General features: G+C 44.1%; 18 protein-coding genes. All 18 read left to right on the top strand.

Features of this window, described 5'->3' with window-relative positions; genetic code table 11:
• The first annotated feature begins 37 nt into the window (after positions 1-37).
• The 18 genes from ACFOEK_RS02465 to ACFOEK_RS02380 all read left to right on the top strand — a co-directional run bounded on the left by ACFOEK_RS02465 (position 38) and on the right by ACFOEK_RS02380 (position 17,618).
• Positions 38-889, top strand: coding sequence for a CheR family methyltransferase (locus tag ACFOEK_RS02465; protein WP_386715667.1), 852 nt, complete (start codon positions 38-40; stop codon positions 887-889).
• A 9-nt stretch (positions 890-898) separates the two neighbouring features.
• Entirely contained in the window at positions 899-1,561 is a 663-nt protein-coding gene (gene cheD, locus ACFOEK_RS02460; protein ID WP_386715664.1) for a chemoreceptor glutamine deamidase CheD, read from the top strand.
• A gap of 26 nt (positions 1,562-1,587) precedes the next feature.
• Positions 1,588-2,634, top strand: a complete 1,047-nt coding sequence (locus ACFOEK_RS02455) for a protein-glutamate methylesterase/protein-glutamine glutaminase (protein ID WP_386715660.1) — start codon at positions 1,588-1,590, stop codon at positions 2,632-2,634.
• A gap of 147 nt (positions 2,635-2,781) precedes the next feature.
• Complete coding sequence (locus ACFOEK_RS02450; RefSeq protein ID WP_386715657.1) at positions 2,782-3,087, top strand: STAS domain-containing protein; 306 nt, start codon at positions 2,782-2,784, stop codon at positions 3,085-3,087.
• 55 nt (positions 3,088-3,142) lie between these two features.
• Positions 3,143-4,858 (top strand): ATP-binding SpoIIE family protein phosphatase, encoded by a 1,716-nt coding sequence (locus ACFOEK_RS02445; RefSeq protein WP_386715654.1) that lies wholly within the window; start codon positions 3,143-3,145, stop codon positions 4,856-4,858.
• Between the two features lie 116 nt (positions 4,859-4,974).
• Positions 4,975-5,319: an Hpt domain-containing protein gene (locus ACFOEK_RS02440; protein ID WP_386715651.1), complete on the top strand. Its 345-nt coding sequence runs from the start codon at positions 4,975-4,977 to the stop codon at positions 5,317-5,319.
• 171 nt (positions 5,320-5,490) lie between these two features.
• A complete protein-coding gene (locus ACFOEK_RS02435; protein ID WP_386715648.1) occupies positions 5,491-6,714 on the top strand; it encodes a flagellar hook-length control protein FliK in 1,224 nt (407 codons plus the stop codon).
• Positions 6,715-6,917: 203 nt separating this feature from the next.
• Positions 6,918-7,418 (top strand): flagellar basal body-associated FliL family protein, encoded by a 501-nt coding sequence (locus ACFOEK_RS02430; protein WP_386715645.1) that lies wholly within the window; start codon positions 6,918-6,920, stop codon positions 7,416-7,418.
• Between the two features lie 63 nt (positions 7,419-7,481).
• A complete protein-coding gene (gene fliM / locus ACFOEK_RS02425; RefSeq protein WP_386715642.1) occupies positions 7,482-8,453 on the top strand; it encodes a flagellar motor switch protein FliM in 972 nt (323 codons plus the stop codon).
• Between the two features lie 11 nt (positions 8,454-8,464).
• The gene (gene fliN / locus ACFOEK_RS02420; protein ID WP_386715639.1) at positions 8,465-8,914 is read left to right on the top strand and encodes a flagellar motor switch protein FliN; all 450 of its coding nucleotides are present in this window, start codon (positions 8,465-8,467) and stop codon (positions 8,912-8,914) included.
• A 240-nt stretch (positions 8,915-9,154) separates the two neighbouring features.
• Positions 9,155-9,823 carry a flagellar biosynthetic protein FliO gene (fliO, locus tag ACFOEK_RS02415; RefSeq protein ID WP_386715636.1) on the top strand — a complete coding sequence of 223 codons (669 nt, stop codon included), beginning with the start codon at positions 9,155-9,157 and terminating at the stop codon, positions 9,821-9,823.
• On the top strand, positions 9,792-10,544 hold the full coding sequence (fliP, locus tag ACFOEK_RS02410; protein ID WP_386715633.1) for a flagellar type III secretion system pore protein FliP: 753 nt from the start codon (positions 9,792-9,794) through the stop codon (positions 10,542-10,544). The genes fliO and fliP overlap by 32 nt, the downstream gene beginning before the upstream one ends.
• 13 nt (positions 10,545-10,557) lie before the next feature.
• Complete coding sequence (gene fliQ, locus ACFOEK_RS02405; protein WP_386715630.1) at positions 10,558-10,827, top strand: flagellar biosynthesis protein FliQ; 270 nt, start codon at positions 10,558-10,560, stop codon at positions 10,825-10,827.
• Positions 10,828-10,883: 56 nt separating this feature from the next.
• Positions 10,884-11,660: a flagellar biosynthetic protein FliR gene (gene fliR, locus ACFOEK_RS02400; protein WP_386715627.1), complete on the top strand. Its 777-nt coding sequence runs from the start codon at positions 10,884-10,886 to the stop codon at positions 11,658-11,660.
• A 104-nt stretch (positions 11,661-11,764) separates the two neighbouring features.
• Positions 11,765-12,898, top strand: coding sequence for a flagellar biosynthesis protein FlhB (gene flhB / locus ACFOEK_RS02395; protein ID WP_386715625.1), 1,134 nt, complete (start codon positions 11,765-11,767; stop codon positions 12,896-12,898).
• A gap of 185 nt (positions 12,899-13,083) precedes the next feature.
• A complete protein-coding gene (gene flhA, locus ACFOEK_RS02390) occupies positions 13,084-15,210 on the top strand; it encodes a flagellar biosynthesis protein FlhA (protein WP_386718515.1) in 2,127 nt (708 codons plus the stop codon).
• Positions 15,211-15,341: 131 nt separating this feature from the next.
• Positions 15,342-16,724: a flagellar biosynthesis protein FlhF gene (gene flhF / locus ACFOEK_RS02385; protein WP_386715622.1), complete on the top strand. Its 1,383-nt coding sequence runs from the start codon at positions 15,342-15,344 to the stop codon at positions 16,722-16,724.
• 75 nt (positions 16,725-16,799) lie between these two features.
• The gene (locus ACFOEK_RS02380; protein WP_386715620.1) at positions 16,800-17,618 is read left to right on the top strand and encodes a MinD/ParA family protein; all 819 of its coding nucleotides are present in this window, start codon (positions 16,800-16,802) and stop codon (positions 17,616-17,618) included.
• The last annotated feature ends 49 nt before the right edge of the window (positions 17,619-17,667 follow it).

Genomic DNA, 17,667 nt, shown 5'->3' with positions numbered 1-17,667 from the left:
TTTGTCTAAGCATTAATTTTGCTTGAGGAAATAAACTGTGAGTCATGATCTTCGTGAATTTCCTATGACGGATAGCAACTTTGAGCATATTAGAGGGGTTGCCTATCAAAGAACCGGCATCGTCCTTGGTGACCATAAAAGAGAGATGGTCTACAGCAGGCTAGCTCGTCGCTGTCGGGTGTTAGGTGTCACCAATTTTGATGAGTATATTCATATTTTAGAATCATCAGAGGCGGATGAACTAAGCCACTTTGTTAATAGCATTACCACCAATCTCACTTCGTTTTTTCGTGAAGGTCATCATTTTGAATTTCTTCTTGAGACTGTTTTGCCTGAGGTATTTGATGCAAATACGGCTACTCGGCGAGTCAGAATCTGGTCGGCTGGTTGTTCAACGGGAGAAGAGCCGTATTCCTTGGCAATCACAGTTCATAAGTTCTTAAAAAAGAATGTGACGCGATATAAAGGGTGGGATGTGAAAATTCTAGCAACTGATCTAGACTCAAATGTATTGTCTCATGGTCGTCATGGGGTCTATCGTGTTGCCGGTTCCGATGGCTTGAGTGCGGAAGATCGACGAGAGTACTTTGACGAGTTGGATCAGGGAAATGAACATGAACTGATCGCCAAAGATAAAATTCGCAGTTTGATTATCTTTAATCGTCTTAACCTGCTGCATAAGTGGCCAATGAAAGGCCAGTTTGATGTGATTTTTTGTCGTAATGTTGTGATTTACTTTGATAAAGAGACACAGAAAGTATTGTTTGATCGATATGCAAATATCTTGAAAGACCCAGGGTATTTGATGATAGGTCATTCCGAGAATCTTCATCGGGTAACGGATCGATTTAAAGCACTTGGCGGGACTCGTTACAAAAAAGTATGTTAAGGAGCAGGAATGCTGAGCAATTCTGAATGCCATCGGCCACAGTTGCCTCGTTCTCTACCAGGATTTGATCACATCAAACGTTTTTGGGATCCGAGGCATGAATGTTATGTGGCTAAAATCTTGCCGGGTGAGTTTTATGTTTCTGGGGCCGGTGAGATCATCTCAACGGTTTTAGGATCGTGTGTTTCAGCCTGTGTTCGAGACCCAATATTAAGAATCGGCGGGATGAATCATTTCATGTTACCTCTTCATGGAGGGCACTCAAACGTTGAATGGGAAGGGGCTCCTATTAGTTCTGAAACCCGCTATGGTAATTGGGCCATGGAGTATCTCATTAACGAACTTCTTAAAGCTGGCGCAGTGAGAAGTCGTTTGGAAGTGAAAGTCTTTGGCGGTGGTCAGGTGTTATCGAACATGACTGATGTTGGTGCTAAAAACATTCATTTTGTAGAAAGTTATTTGTCCAGTGAAGGAATGAATGTTCTTGCAAGTGATTTAGGTGGGACGAATCCTAGGAAAGTTCTCTATTTCTCAGACACAGGAAAAGTATTAGTTAAGCGTATTACAAAAGTCTCTAATGACACGATTGCATCACGTGAACGTGATTATATGCGTCGTATTGATAAAGACATTGGTGATACTGCAGCTGGCAGCATTGAGCTATTTGATTAAGATTTCTAAGAAAGGGCTATCTCAGAATGCAAAGAACTAGGGTGTTGATTGTTGATGATTCACCTTCTGTCAGGAGCGTACTGCAACAGGTTTTATCTTCTGATCCAAATATTGAAGTGGTTGGTACTGCAGAAGATCCATACGTTGCTCGTGATGAGATTAAGAAACTGAACCCGGACGTATTGACTTTGGATATTGAAATGCCTCGGATGGATGGCATTTCGTTCCTCAAAAATCTAATGCGGCTTCGACCAATGCCTGTGGTGATGGTATCTACGTTGACTGAGAAGGGTGCTCCTTTGACGTTAGAGGCGTTGGAGATTGGTGCGGTGGATTACATAGCTAAACCTCAGGTGGCACAAGATTTGGGGTTATCAGGCTATGCTGAAGAAATTTGCTCGAAAGTAAAAATGGCCGCAAATGCGAAAGTTCGTGGTTACAAGCATGAGACTTCGAAAAAGAACACGCTAGTTGTTCCTGAGCGTGTCAGTGAACGCCTTGATGTAAGCCGTGTTATTGGTATTGGTGCGTCTACTGGTGGAACAGAAGCGGTAAAAGAAGTACTGATTCGAATGCCAGAGTATTGTCCTCCTATTATTATTAGCCAGCATATCCCGGCAGGGTTTAGTCGGTCTTTTGCTGATCGGGTCAATGCAAGCAGTACCATTGAAGTTCGTGAGGCTATGGATGGAGATCAACTGAAGCCAGGATTAGCTTTGGTGGCTCCGGGGAATAGACATTTAGTTCTTAAAAAACGAGGCATTCATTATTTCGCAAGTTTAGATGATGGAGAGCGAGTAAATCTGCACAAGCCCTCCGTGGAAGTGATGTTCGATTCCATGAACCTCGTGACAAAAGGGCATTGCGTCGCGGCCATGCTAACAGGAATGGGTGCCGACGGTGCTCAAGCCATGTTGCGGCTTAAAAAAGTGGGAGTACCAACGCTTGCTCAGGATGAAGCAACTTCGGTTGTTTGGGGAATGCCAGGTGCTGCGGTGAAGTTGGGAGCAATAGATCGTCAGGTGGCTTTGCCTCATATGACACAGGCAATTTTGAAATCCTGTTTGAAGTGATAAAGCGTTCTGGATTCTAAATTTTTATAAAATAATGATTCTGTTAGTTAAAATGGTTGGATAACAGAAATTTTTGGCTATTATGTAGTTAGTTACCTTTTTACAGGTCGGAATGGAATCGATAATAATCAGCAATGAGGTTTTTCTATGGCTATTGTTTCGTCGCTTGATGGCAGTACTGGTGAGCTAACAATCAAAGTTAAAGGGCGTTTTGATTTCAGTGCACATCAGGAGTTTCGAGATGCCTACGAAAAAGTAGACAGTGTCCCAGCTTTGTACTTAGTCGATATGGCAGAGACAACGTACTTGGACAGTTCTGCATTAGGTATGCTCCTTCTACTTCGTGATCATGCGGGCGGTGATTCTGCAAAAATTAAGATCTCCAACTGCAATAATGATGTTAAGAAAATTCTAACTATTTCTAATTTCGAACAGCTTTTCGATATCAGCTAAATTCCCAACGTTAGATGCGTTTCTCTAATCTGAGTGATTGAGGAGTACAGTCGTTATGGATGATGATTCTGGCTCACTAAAAATACTCATTGCCGATGATAATGAAACGGATCGAATGATCTTGAAAGCCATTGTTACTCGTCAGGGGCACGAAGCTGTCACTGCGAGTGATGGCATGGAAGCGGTTGAACGTTTTATTGAAGATCAGCCTGAACTTATTCTCCTTGATGCTTTGATGCCTAACATGGATGGCTTCGAAGCGGCTCGTCGGATCAAAGAACTGGCGGGCGAAGATCTAGTTCCGATCATCTTTCTCACTTCTCTTAAAGATGCCGAGTCGCTTGCCAAGTGTTTGGAAGCGGGCGGTGATGACTTCCTCTCGAAGCCCTACAATCGAATCATTCTGAAAGCCAAAATCAATGCCTTTCGTCGTATGCGCAACATGCATATGACGCTTCAGAAGCAACGGGATCAGATTGCACTGCATAATGAGCACTTGTTGCATGAGCAAGAAACGGCTAAGACGGTGTTTGACAATGTAGCGCACTCAGGTTGTCTGGACTCGCCAAATATTAAGTACCTGTTATCGCCCTTGGCGGTGTTTAATGGGGATGTTCTGCTCGCTGCACGTAAGCCTTCTGGCGGCATGCATGTGTTGTTAGGCGATTACACCGGGCATGGTCTGCCTGCCGCCATTGGTGCCATGCCGATGGCCGAAATCTTTTATGCCTTAACCAGCAAAGGTTTCACCATTGAAGAAATCATCAAAGAGATTAACAGTAAACTAAAAGCCATTTTGCCAACGGGCGTGTTCTGTTGTGCCTGTATGCTGGATATTGAATTTCGTGAACGCGAAATGAAAGTATGGATTGGTGGCTTACCCAGTTGCGTTCTCTATCGTAGCGGAACAGGTGAACGTGTCGAGCTGGCTTCGAACCACCTGCCGTTAGGCGTTCTGAGTAACGATCAATTCAAAGTGAAAATGCAGGTCTTTGAAATTTCTGAAGGCGACCGGGTATTCATGTGGTCCGATGGGATTTTGGAAGCTCGCAACGATCAGGACGTGATGTTTGGTGAAGAGCGACTCATGGCAGAGTTCGATCAATGCAAACATCCAAATCAGCTATTTGATTCCATTCATGATTCTGTTGAAAATTTTTTGGGTGAAGATAAACGGGACGATGACATCACTTTAGTGGAAGTAAGAATTCCGAACGAAGAGGAGCTGGAAGAGTTACCGGAAGAGTTTGTCGATGTCTCCGACAAAGGCCCAATGGATTGGTACTTGGATTATCGATTGAATCCGTTGAGTCTTCGTTATTTCAACCCGTTACCTTTTGTTCTGCAGTTGATTACTGAAGTCCCTGGATTACGTCGGTGCAGTGGGCAGGTATACACTATCTTGGCAGAGCTGTTTTCCAATGCCTTAGAGCATGGTGTGCTTCAATTGGATTCCGGATTAAAGAAAAACCCTCAGGGGTTTAGCGAGTATTACGAGAAGCGAACTAAACGCCTTGAGAATTTATCTGAAGGCTATGTGAACTTTGAGTTGAACCATATTCCGACTGATACCGGTGGGCAGTTGACGGTAAGAATTAAAGACAGCGGCCAAGGCTTTGATTATCAATCGAAGATGGCCTGTGAAGAGAAGCAATATTGTGGGCGAGGAATTCCCCTGATTTCCAGCCTTTGCCGCTCGGTTGAATACCGAGGTTGTGGTAATGAAGTTGAAGTGATTTTTGAGTGGCACTATCAACAAACGGGCAGTTAACTGATCCGTGAATTCAACTCCCAAGTGCAACAGTCTCTTAACATTAAATCAATGAAGCATTCTCTCAGTAATTGAGGTAGAGTTATAAATCGAGTGTATTTTTTAGGGAGTGATGGATGATGGGACATCAGCACTTAGATACAGACGCATTGGAAGAGCTCAGAGACGTAATGGAAGATGAGTTCGATTGTCTGATTGAAACCTTTATTACTGATGCTGATAAAAAACTAATCGCTTTGAGAGCCGCCATTGAAGCAGAAGATGCTTCTGAAGTGGGGAAGGTCAGCCACAGCTTTAAGGGATCGTGCAGTAATATTGGCGCACCTTACTTAAGTGAGTTGTGTAAGGAATCAGAAGATAAAGGTAGAAACCAAGATATTTCTAATATCCAAAGCCTTTACCTGCAGATCGAAGAAGAGTATCTGCAAGTGAAGCAACTCCTTTCCCAGCAGCTCAGTTAGTCGTTACCTAAATTAATCCGTTCTCGATTAATTTAGGTATTTATTCACATACAACTGTTTGAAAACGCTAGCTCAAACACGACCTTAATATTCATCCTTTCTTTTAGAATTCTTTAACTTGGCAAGCTAATTGCTCCATTGGATTTATGTAATGATTTATGGAGCAGAAACATGGCAACTCCACAGGTTGGAATTTTTCTTACAGACACGCAAACAGCCTCAAAGGGCTCAGGTACAACGGCTAATCGAGGCTATGGCGACACGGACTTTTCTGATCAACTGAATGAAATGATGGCCCAGTATCAGGCCTCAATGAATGGAACGAATTCGCCGGAAGAAGGCAGTGTTTTGCCACCTGAAATGAATGCCCTAATGGGGCTAGAAGGTATGGAGTTACCTGAAGGACTATTATCAGAGCTTCAAACTCGTTTACAGAGTTTCTTTGAGCAATTGGGTGATCTTGAGTCCTTAACTCAAGAACAACTTCAGCAAGCTTATCAAGATATCACGCAGCAAATAATGGATGTAAGTGCTGAATTTGGAATTAGTTTGGCACCAGGTTCGGTGATGTCGTGGATTCAGAACTTGTCACAAGGTCAGCTAACGGATGCTCAAACTTTGTTCTCTGGTGCATCGGGTAGTTTGCCAACACAATTGGCTCATCGCTTTGGTAATGCAAACGCCAGCAGCTCGTCAGCTAATGGACAGGGTTCTCTAGGAACTGATTCCTTGCAAAACTTGTCGCTTGACTCGCTTCATCTATTAAAGAAAGCGGTTCAGTCTCAAGAACTTTCGTCTTCGTCGGTTTTGGATGGTTTGAAGTCTATGATGGCGAATACCGCGGCGACTAGTATGGCAATCTCGCTCGAAGATATAACGGGTGGAGCTCATCAGGCCCCGGTTAATCTATATTCACAGCCGCAAAACTCGGCTGTTGAAGATGCTGAAGTCCAGTTACAACGAATTCCTGTGCCGCCGACAAATCGTCAGTTCTCTCAAGAGCTGGGTGAACGCATCATGATTATGGCAAGCAAAAATGTACAAACAGCTGAAATTCAACTGACGCCACCAGAACTAGGTTCCTTGATGGTCAAGATCAATATTGATAATGATCAAGCCAGCATTGTGTTTACTTCGCCTAATACCAGTGTGCGTGATGCGTTGGAGCAACAGAGCTTCCGTTTAAGAGAAATGTTGGCTGAACAGGGAATGGAAGAGGTTGATGTTGATGTTTCTGATCAACAACAAGACGATTCCCGTGCGGAAGAAATGTTAGCTGATATGGCTCGTGACGGTATGAACAGTGAAGAGCACGATGCCGAGGCTTTCCTTGAGAGCCTGGATCAGCAGAAAGTGACGACGGCTTCTATGCGATTGGTTGATTACTATGCCTAAATGCAATGCTTAATTGTTGGCTACACTTGAAGTGATGGTACATTTTTTTACAGAGTTTTCAGTAGATTATATCGGAGCGTGCTGGAATATTATCTATAAAAGGTGTATCAATAGCCGCACGCTGTTATGACGGAGTGTCGACAGAAATAAGATAACAGTGAACGGAAAACTTCAATTAATGCTAGTTATGAAATGGAGTCATTATGGCCGATGAACAAGATATAGATATGTCTGATCCGCAACAGACTGGTAAGAAGCGACTTTTGATCGTGATTGGAATTGTCGCTTTAGTAAGTTTGCTTTCGATAGGCGGTGTTCTTTTTCTTGTATTAAGCGGCGATGATGAAGCTGCTGAGGAAGCGGTTCCTGAAGAAGAGGTTAAAAAACCGGCGCTTTATATGGAAATTCAGCCTGCTTTTGTTGTGACTTATAAAGTAGGAATGAGACAGAGATACCTTCAGGTGTATGTTTCTTTGATGGTTCGAGATCCGGTACTTTTAGAAGCATTGAAGAATAACAATCCGGCCTTACAAAGTGCGTTGTTGCAATTGTTCGGAGAGCAAGATTTCAACGAATTGAAAACGCCGGAAGGAAAGGAAAAATTACGATCGTTGTCGCTTGATGTGGTTAATAAAGTGGTGGCGGAAAACATTGGTGAAGGAATGGTTGAGAAGGTGCTATTTACCAACATAGTTATGCAATAAATAACTGTGGTGTTTAGTGCCTTTAAGACATGTATCCTTCTGTATTTATAGCAGGTACGAGTTGTGCAGGACTTACTTTCACAAGACGAAATTGATGCGCTATTACATGGTGTAGACGACGGCGATGTGGATACCGATGGTGATACAGGTTCCGCTGAAGGTGTAGCTTCGTATGATATTACCAGCCAGGATCGTATTGTTCGTGGTCGGATGCCAACGCTTGAAATGATCAATGAGCGTTTTGCCCGTTATACGCGTATTAGTTTGTTCAATTTATTACGTCGAAGTGCAGAAGTTGTCTCTGGTGGTGTTCAGATTATGAAGTTTGGTGAATACGTCCACTCTTTGTATGTACCTACCAGCTTGAACCTAGTGAAAGTTCGTCCACTAAAAGGAACAGGTCTGTTTGTTCTTGATGCCAAACTCGTATTTAAACTGGTGGACAACTTTTTTGGCGGTGATGGTCGTCACGCAAAAATTGAAGGGCGTGAATTTACACCGACAGAAACGCGTATTGTACAAATGGTACTTGAGCAGCTCTTTATCGACATGAAAGAAGCTTGGGGAACCATTTTAGATATCAATTTTGAATATTTAAATGCCGAAGTGAACCCGGCGATGGCGAACATTGTGAGCCCGGCGGAAGTGGTTGTGATCAGTACCTTCCACATTGAATTGGATGGTGGCGGTGGTGATCTACAGCTTACGATTCCGTACTCTATGATTGAGCCGCTGAGAGAAATTTTGGATGCAGGTGTTCAGAGTGATATTGATGAAGTGGATGAACGCTGGGAACGTATTCTTCGAGAATATTGTCTTGACCTTAAAGCCAATTTGACAGGTTCTGTTTGTAAGCGTCAGATGACCTTGCGAGAGATTGTAGACTGGGAAGAGGGCGACATTATTCCCGTTGAGATGCCTGAGTTCATAACCATGTTAGCGAACAAAGTGCCGACTTTGGATTGTCAGTTAGGGGTGTCTGGTGAGCATTTGGCCGCCAAAGTTGTTAAGCCAGTGAAGAAAAGATTGAGATAAGGGGAGTAGCCATGTCTGAAGAAGATAACAAACCAGAAGGTCAGGAAGAGAACGTCGACCAAGATCAATTGTCGGATGAATGGGCTGCTGCAATGGAAGAGGCAGGTGTTGCTGAAGAGGCTGATGAACCGACAGGCCACGATCTTTTAAATAAAGGTGCCAACGAAGCGACGGATGGTGATTTACTAGCGGACACAGATAACCCGAACTTGGATGTTATTCTGGATATTCCCGTGACCATCTCTATGGAAGTAGGGAATACTGAAATTTCCATTCGAAATTTACTTCAGCTAAACCAGGGCTCGGTGATTGAACTTGATCGTCTTGCGGGTGAGCCTCTGGACGTTTTGGTGAATGGCCAGCTGATCGCTCATGGCGAAGTTGTGATGGTGAACGAGAAGTTTGGTATTCGTTTGACGGATGTGGTTAGCCCGACTGAGCGAATTAAGAAGCTAAGGTAGAAAAATTCCGTATTTCACAGCGCTCCGTACTGTGTTGATTAGTACCATGTTGATGACGTTTATGTTCAGAAATACTATCGAGCGCTTGTCTTGAAAGACTCTTCTAGAGTCTTTTTTTTTAGCCTGCTAAACTCCGTGGTCGTAGGGTCGCAATGTAAGGGATATTCTGAGCAAGCTCTGGGGCATCGTGACTACTATTATAAAAGTGACCATTATAAAAATGACTCCTCAAGGATGCCTGTGAATCGATTGTCTGCTATTTCCTTATCTTTGGCCTTTTTATTTTCTGTCAATCTTTATGCGATAGAAGAATCTCTGTCAGATACTTCTGCAGAAACTCTTGTAACAGAAGCAGCAGTATCCAATGTTCAGGGGGTAGATAAAAGTAGCCCTGTAGAAACTTCAAGTATTGAAAACGAAGCGTCGAACACGCCTGTCTTGGATAATAACAATCAGGCTTCGCCTTATGTTCAGCGACTTGTAGGTGGTCAGGCTGATACTGATTCTGCTCAATCTCCAACGTCAACTACTCAATTAGCAATGACGGTCGCCGGGCTGTTTGCAGTAATCGGCATGATTTTTGTAATTGCATGGTTAGTCCGACGTTTATCTGGCGGTCAATTTGGTCACAGTAATGCAGTGATCAAAATATTGGCAACACAGCCTCTAGGTACTAAAGAACGTATATGTCTGATTGACGTCGGTGGCCAGCAGGTTCTGGTGGGAATTACGGCGCAATCAATGCAAACGCTTATGGTGCTGGATCAACCGATTGATCTTAAGACTGAAAAGCAAAGTAAAGCCTGGTCCTCAGCAGAGTCTGTAAATAGCGTATTCGGCGCTAAGTTACAGTCATTATTGAAGGGGACTTCACTGCATGAGGTTAAAAAGTCTAGCGTGGACGATTAGTTTTGTTGTCGGTCTATTAACAACCCTGCCAGCTTGGGCTGAACCAGGCATCCCCGCTGTCGCGCTTACTACCAATCCTGATGGTAGCCAGGAATACACGGTAACCATTCAAATTCTAGCCATCATGACCATGCTGACCTTGTTGCCGGCGGCGGTCATGATGATGACCTGTTTTACTCGAATCATCATCGTCTTTTCCATTACCCGTCAAGCGATGGGGCTTCAGCAGTCGCCTTCTAACCAGATTATGATCGGGTTAGCCTTATTTTTGACGTTCTTCATTATGACCCCGGTGTTGGAAAAAATTCATAAGAATGCATTGATTCCTTATATGGATGAAGAAATTACCTCGTTACAAGCGTTGGAACGGGCAGAAAAGCCCATCAAAGAGTTTATGCTCGGACAAACCCGCGAAGATGATATTGCGTTGTTTGTCCGTATTTCTGGTAGAACCGACATTGAAGGGCCTGAAGATTTGCCGATTTCCATTGTCGTTCCTGCGTTTGTTACCAGTGAATTAAAAACTGCATTTCAGATTGGCTTCCTGATTTTTATTCCGTTCTTGATCTTGGATATGGTGGTGGCGTCGGTTTTGATGGCCATGGGTATGATGATGTTATCTCCAATTATTATTTCGTTGCCGTTCAAGATCATGCTGTTTGTGTTGGTGGATGGTTGGTCATTGATCATTGGCACTTTGGCTTCCAGTTTTAACGTGTGATGAGGGATGAGCTATGACTCCTGAAGTAGTAATTGATATTTTCTCGGACGCGATCTATCTGGTGATGATTATGGTTGGTCTGATTATTACGCCCAGTTTGATTGTGGGGTTGATTGTTTCGACCTTTCAGGCGGCGACTCAGATTAACGAACAAACATTGACCTTCTTGCCTCGTTTAATTATTACTTTGTTTACTTTGATTGTGGCTGGACCTTGGCTGATGCGTGAGTTAATTGACTACACCGAACGACTGATCACCAGCATTCCATTAGTTATTGGATAGATGGCGATTGGATAAAACACCGTTCGTTTACATCAGGCAGGGCATAAGAGCATTTTATGATTGAAGTCAGCACCCCGGAAATTACTGCATGGGTTGGTCGTTATATGTGGCCCATGTTTCGTATTGCCGGATTTATGCTAGCGGCTCCGTTTTTTGGAGCCAACTTCGTTCCTGCACGGGTTCGACTGCTGCTGGCCTTTGTCATCACTATTATGGTGACACCCGTTCTGCCTGAAGTACCGAGAATGGATCCATTAGCGGTGGAGCATTTGTTGTTGATTATGCATCAAGTGTTGATCGGTTTATGCCTGGGTTTTGTCTTACAGCTCTTAACCCAGCTATTTGTGATAGCGGGTCAGGTGATTGGTATGAAAATGGGACTTGGCTTCGCATTGATGAATGACCCCGCGAATGGGATCAGTGTTGCGGTAGTGTCTCAGTTCTACTTAATGATGGTGACCTTACTGTTTATTTCTACCAATGGTCATTTGGTGGTTTTGGAAGTTTTGATCGAGAGTTTTTATACCATTCCAGTGAATGTGCAAGGTCTGACCGTTGAAGATCTGAGATTGATTCCTTTGTGGGGAAGCTGGATGTTTGCTGGGGCGGTTCTCATTGCTTTGCCAGCAATCGTTGCTTTGACAGTCGTTAATATGGCCTTTGGTGTGATGAGTAGGGCTGCACCGCAGATGAACATGTTTGCTTTGGGTTTTCCGTTTACGTTGGTGTTTGGTTTATTTGTGATGTGGGTTTCACAAGTCAATGTTTTAGCTCTGTATCAGATGTTTGTGTCTGACACCTTGATGTTTATGCGTGTGCTCATCAAGGCTTAGGCTTTTAAACTTTTTGGGCTCATCGGTTCATTCGGATGAGGAAACTCTGGACTCAGCGATCTCCGCAATGTCTCAACAAAATTGACTTTGAAGGGTGTTAAGTCATGGCAGAAGAAGACAGCAGTCAGGAAAAAACAGAAGAGGCGACGCCCAGGCGGTTAGAAAAGGCGCGTGAAGAAGGCGATGTTCCCCGGTCGCGGGAACTCAGTACCTTTACTGTTTTAATGGCCGGTGCAGTGGGGCTTTGGGTCTTTGGTGATCGTATTGTCAATTCTGTGATTGGCATGATGAAAGATAATCTTTCTATTGAACGAGCTGCTATTTACGACACCAAGCAAATGGCCATTCATTTGGCGAGCGCGGCAAATGAAGTCGTTTTGGCGCTCGTTCCTTTGATGGGTGTGTTGACCGTTGCAGCAATCATCGGGCCGCTCGGGCTAGGTGGTTGGAACTTCGCTAGCAAAGCGATTATGCCAAAAGGCAGTCGTATTAATCCCATCAGTGGATTAAAACGCATGTTCTCGATGCGGTCTTTGGTCGAATTGGTAAAAGGCTTGCTCAAAGTTACCTTGGTTGGTGGTCTGGCGGTCTTAATTATGGATTGGTATCAGACTGAAATTTTGTTTTTGCCGATGGAGTCTATGGAGTCGGCGCTTGCGCATAGTGCCAATATTATTCTTTGGAGTGCGATTGCCTTATCGGCATCTACTTTAATCATTGCTGCGATTGATGTTCCGTATCAAATTTACGAACATGCCAAAAAGCTGAAAATGAGCATGCAAGACATTAAAGATGAATTTAAAGAAACGGAAGGTAAGCCGGAAGTTAAGCGTAAAGTTCGTCAATTGCAGATGGAAATGGCGCAGCGTCGTATGATGGGGGATGTTCCCGATGCAGACGTCATTATTACCAACCCGACCCACTATTCTGTTGCATTGAAATACGATCCAAGTATTTCGTCTGCGCCGATCATGTTGGCGAAAGGAGCGGATCAGATCGCCTTGAAAATTCGTGAGATTGGTAATGAATACGACATTCCAATACTAGAGGCTCCGCCGTTAGCGCGTTCGATTTACTACAACACTGAAATTGGTGATGAAATTCCAGAAGGGTTGTATGTTGCAATAGCACAAGTGCTGGCTTATATCTTCCAGATGGATCAATACATGGCGGGCCGAGGGCCGAAACCAAAAGATCCGAAGGACTTCCCAATTCCAGACGATCTTCAGCACGAATAATCTTAATTTTACTTTTGAAGAAGAGGCGTTTGCCTCTTTTTTTATATTTCTATCAAAATGGGAACGGTTTTTGCGAAACATCTCTCTAGAAGTTAATTGCGTCAAAAAAATGTTAATGACGTTTTAGGGAGTAAAGAGTTATGAAGCTGCCGTTTATTGGCACGGTTAATACCACGCCAAGAGACATGCTGTATACAGCACGGAATATCTTTAGCAGTAATATGGGTGTGCCGATTCTGTTGCTAACCTTGTTGGCGATGATGACGTTGCCTGTGCCCCCCTTTATTCTTGACGTCTTATTTACCTTCAATATTGCCTTGTCTCTAGTGGTATTACTGGTGGGCGTGTATGCCTTAAGGCCGCTTGAGTTCGCGGTTTTTCCAACCATTCTTCTTGTGGCTACCTTGCTTCGTTTGGCACTGAACGTTGCATCAACGCGTGTTGTATTACTTGAAGGTCACCAAGGCGGGGACGCTGCTGGTAAGGTGATTGAGGCATTCGGTGAGGTGGTTATTGGTGGTAACTACGCTGTTGGTCTTGTGGTCTTCCTGATCTTGATGATTATTAACTTCGTGGTGGTGACTAAGGGTGCTGGCCGTATTTCGGAAGTGAGTGCACGTTTCACCTTAGATGCGATGCCGGGTAAGCAAATGGCCATTGATGCGGACTTGAATGCTGGTTTGATCGATCAGGCTGAGGCGAAGCAGCGTCGTGCCGAAATTTCTCAGGAAGCTGACTTCTATGGATCGATGGATGGTGCCAGTAAATTCGTTCGTGGCGATGCCGTTGCAGGTATTCTGATTCTGTTAATTAACTTAATTGGTGGCTTGGCCATTGGTATGGGGCAGCATGGCTTGGAGTTTGCTGATGCAGTTGAAAAATACTCGTTATTGACCATTGGTGATGGTCTGGTTGCTCAGATTCCTTCGTTGCTACTTTCTACTGCTGCCGCGATCATGGTTACGCGTGTAAATACTGCAGAAGAAATGCGTGAACAAGTTATGGGTCAGATGTTTGACTCACCAAAAGCGTTGTCAGTGTCGGCAGCTCTTCTCATTGTTATGGGCTTAGTTCCTGGTATGCCGCATGTGGCCTTTATTGGATTGGGATTATTGGCTGCCGGTATTGCAGCATTTATATATTACAGAAAGCGTCAAAAAGAAGAAGGTGGAGCGGATCAGATTGCTAAGGCTGGAGAATTATTGGATAAGGACTCTCCGCAAGGCGCTATGGAAAGCCGTGCGGAAGAAGTCAAAGAGCTGTCTTGGGATGATGTGACGCCGGTGGATCCGGTTGGGCTGGAAGTGGGTTACCGTTTGATTCCTATGGTGGACAAGAATCAAGGTGGCATGTTGTTGAACCGGATTAAAGGGGTTCGTAAGAAACTGTCCCAGGAAATTGGTTTCTTAATGCCGTCGGTTCATATTCGGGATAACCTGGACTTACTGCCCAATGTCTATCGCATTTCACTTATGGGGGTGACGGTCGGCGAAGCTGAAATTCATCCTGACAAAGATTTGGCGATCAACCCTGGTCAGGTATTTGGTGAGGTTGATGGTATTCCGACGAAAGACCCTGCGTTTGGGCTGGATGCTTTCTGGATTGATCCTGCTCTGAAAGATAAGGCCCAAACTCTGGGTTACACGGTTGTCGATGCAAGTACCGTGGTGGCAACCCATTTGAATCAATTGTTGTTCAAACACGCCGATGAGTTGATTGGTCATGAGGAGGTTCAACAATTAATGGACCTGCTTTCGAAGAAGTCACCAAAACTGGCCGAAGAGTTGGTTCCAAATACGTTGACGTTGAGTGCCTTATTGAAAGTGCTTCAGAATCTTTTGTCAGAACAAGTCCCTATCCGAGATATGCGAACCATTGCGGAGGCTGTAATTGAAGCAGCAGCTCGTGGCAAAGATCCGTCAATGCTTACAGAAGCGGTTCGTTTGGCGCTATCTCGTATGATCGTTCAAAACATTGTTGGTGGTGAGCAAGAGTTGCCGGTGATTACGCTTGAACCCGGTTTGGAAAACATTTTGTTACAGTCTGTACAACAAGCGAAACAAGCTGGCGCAATGGGAGATGATAGCATTGTCCTAGAGCCTTCTCTTGCCGAACGATTGCAGTCTTCTGTCAGCGAGGCAGCGCAGCGTCAGGAATTGGCAGGTAAATCTGCTGTTCTCTTGGTGTCTCCAGCGATCCGTGCTGCGGTAGCTAAGTTTGTGAAGAATGCGTCCGAGACATTGTCTGTGCTGTCTTACAACGAAGTTCCTGACAATAAGAAGATAACGATTGTTGCAGCAGTTGGAAGTTAATGTGCCATGAGTGAATCGTGTACTGGCATTAATTTCGCATTTGTATTTAAAACAGAGAATTAAGCGTCAAAATTTCCGCTTAATAAAGTGCGCTAAACCTGAAGCGCAGTTTTGGTGAGAGTGACAAGGCCATGAAAGCTAAAAAATTTTTTGCTCCTACAATGCAACAGGCATTGAAAAAAGTAACAGAACAAATGGGGCCTGATGCCGTTGTTTTAGCGAATCGCAAAGTAAATGGTGGGGTAGAGGTTATCACTGCCTTGGATTACGATCCTAAGCATGATGGAAAATTGGATTTCGATAACTTTGATCAGTTTTCTTCAGAGGCTCCTGCGGCAGAGCCGCGTCGCCAGCGTATTGTGAACCCTGAACTTGAGGCTGAACTGCGTAAGACATCCAGAGATTTGTCGCGTGGTCGTTACAGTGACATTGCTGATGATCTGATTGGGTTGAATGAGCGTCTTGAGAACTCATCAATTGATCATGATGACTTTGGTGCGACCGATACGCCTTTCAAAAAGAAAGCGTCAATTTTGCGTTCTAAGTTTGCAAAGTCCTCTCCAAAACCAACGGATGAACTAAACTCCATGAAGCAGGAAATTCTGGGCTTGAAACAATTGCTAAGACAGCAATTAGACGAGCGAGAAATGGCTGATTATGCGAGTTACCATCCTTTACACGCTTCTGCATTAAAGCGCTTGAATCAATTAGGGCTAAGTCAGGCGCTTGCCAGAAATATCGTAGATCGTGTGGCAGAAATGCACGATGAACAAGCGATTTGGCGTGAGGCGCTAACCATTCTTGCCGATGATTTGCCGGTTGCAAAAAGTGATTTACTTGAACGCGGCGGAGTGTATGCGTTCTTCGGGCCTTCTGGTTCAGGGAAAACCACCACGATTGCAAAGTTGGTTGCAAAGTTCGCTTTGAAACATGGCAGCGAGGGCATTGTGTTAATCTCAACGGATGGTCAAAGAATTGGTGCGCATGACCAGATGAGAACGCTTGGTCGAATTTTAAATGTGCCGGTGCGAGTTGTAGACAAGAAACACTCTTTAGAATCTTTGCTAAATACTGTTCGCAATAAGAGTTTAGTGGTCATCGACACACCGGGAGTTGATCCGGCAACGTCATCCATTCATCAGCAATTACGTGTCATTAAACAAGGCGCTGCGAACTTTAAAGCCTTCTTAACCTTGCCATGTACAGCAAATAAGAGTGTTTTAACAAGAATACTTGATAATTATCAAGACTTTAGCTTGAATGGATGTATTCTTACGAAAATTGATGAAACAGGTTCGCTAGGAGAGCTACTTAGCATCTTGGTTGAGCGTGTAATGCCTGTATCTTTTATCACCAACGGACCTCGTATTCCTGATGATATTGAAAGTGCAAATGCAGGGAATTTGGTGAGTAAGGCTGTGTATATGTATCAGCAGTCTAATGGTGGAGTATCGGCCTTCGATACTGAGTTGAGACAAGCGGAACGGGCGTTATCTGATCGTAGAATCGCTTGATCCAGGATTTATAGTGGTTTGCAAATTGTGTCACTATTGAATCCCAGAAAGTAATAATGTGCCACGGGAGTAGGTATGAGTAGTAGTCCGGTACAAGTCATAGCAGTAACAGGTGGTAAAGGCGGCGTTGGTAAAAGTAACGTTGCTTTAAACCTTGGGATTGCCTTGTGCGAGAAAGGACGTAGAACCGTTCTATTGGATGCGGATTTAGGATTGGCGAATATCGATATTTTGTTAGGTATTTCGTCAACTAAAACCTTGGAAAACGTGTTGGACGGGGAATGCGATCTACAGGACATTATGGTGCCTGGGCCAATGGGGCTTAAGATTGTGCCGGCATCATCTGGTACAAAACATATGGTTAACTTGTCTTCTCAGCAGCATGCAGGTTTAATCCATGCGTTCAGTGAAGTCGCGCATCAAATGGATGTGCTGATTGTGGATACAGCGGCAGGCATCGCTGATGATGTGATCAGTTTTGTTCGGGCGTCTAATGAAGTTTTAGTGGTTGTGACTGATGAGCCGACGTCAATAACGGATGCCTATGCATTAATTAAGCTGCTGAATCGGGATTATGGGATGTACCGTTTCCGGGTTGTGGCAAATATGGTGAAAACGCAACAAGATGGTCGTAATTTGTTTGCTAAACTCACCAAAGTAACAGATAGATTTTTAGATGTAGCTTTGCAGTATGTCGGTTGTGTTCCATTTGATGAATCTGTCAAAAAAGCGGTGCAACGTCAAAAAGCTGTATTAGAGGCCTATCCAAGATCGAAAGCTTCAGTCGCTATTCGAGCTTTGGCTCAAAAGGCAGACGCTTGGCCTTTGCCAACGTCGTCAAAAGGACATCTGGAATTTTTTGCAGAGCAGCTGGTTCACTACAACGTAGGTTAATCATGTTGATTCTGCTAAAACCATCAAAGACTGAAGAACGTATAGGGTA

Origin of the sequence: Litoribrevibacter euphylliae (genome assembly GCF_042646085.1) — a bacterium.
Taxonomy (GTDB): Bacteria; Pseudomonadota; Gammaproteobacteria; order Pseudomonadales; family Litoribrevibacteraceae; genus Litoribrevibacter; species Litoribrevibacter euphylliae.
This window is presented reverse-complemented; position numbering and strand designations above follow the sequence as displayed.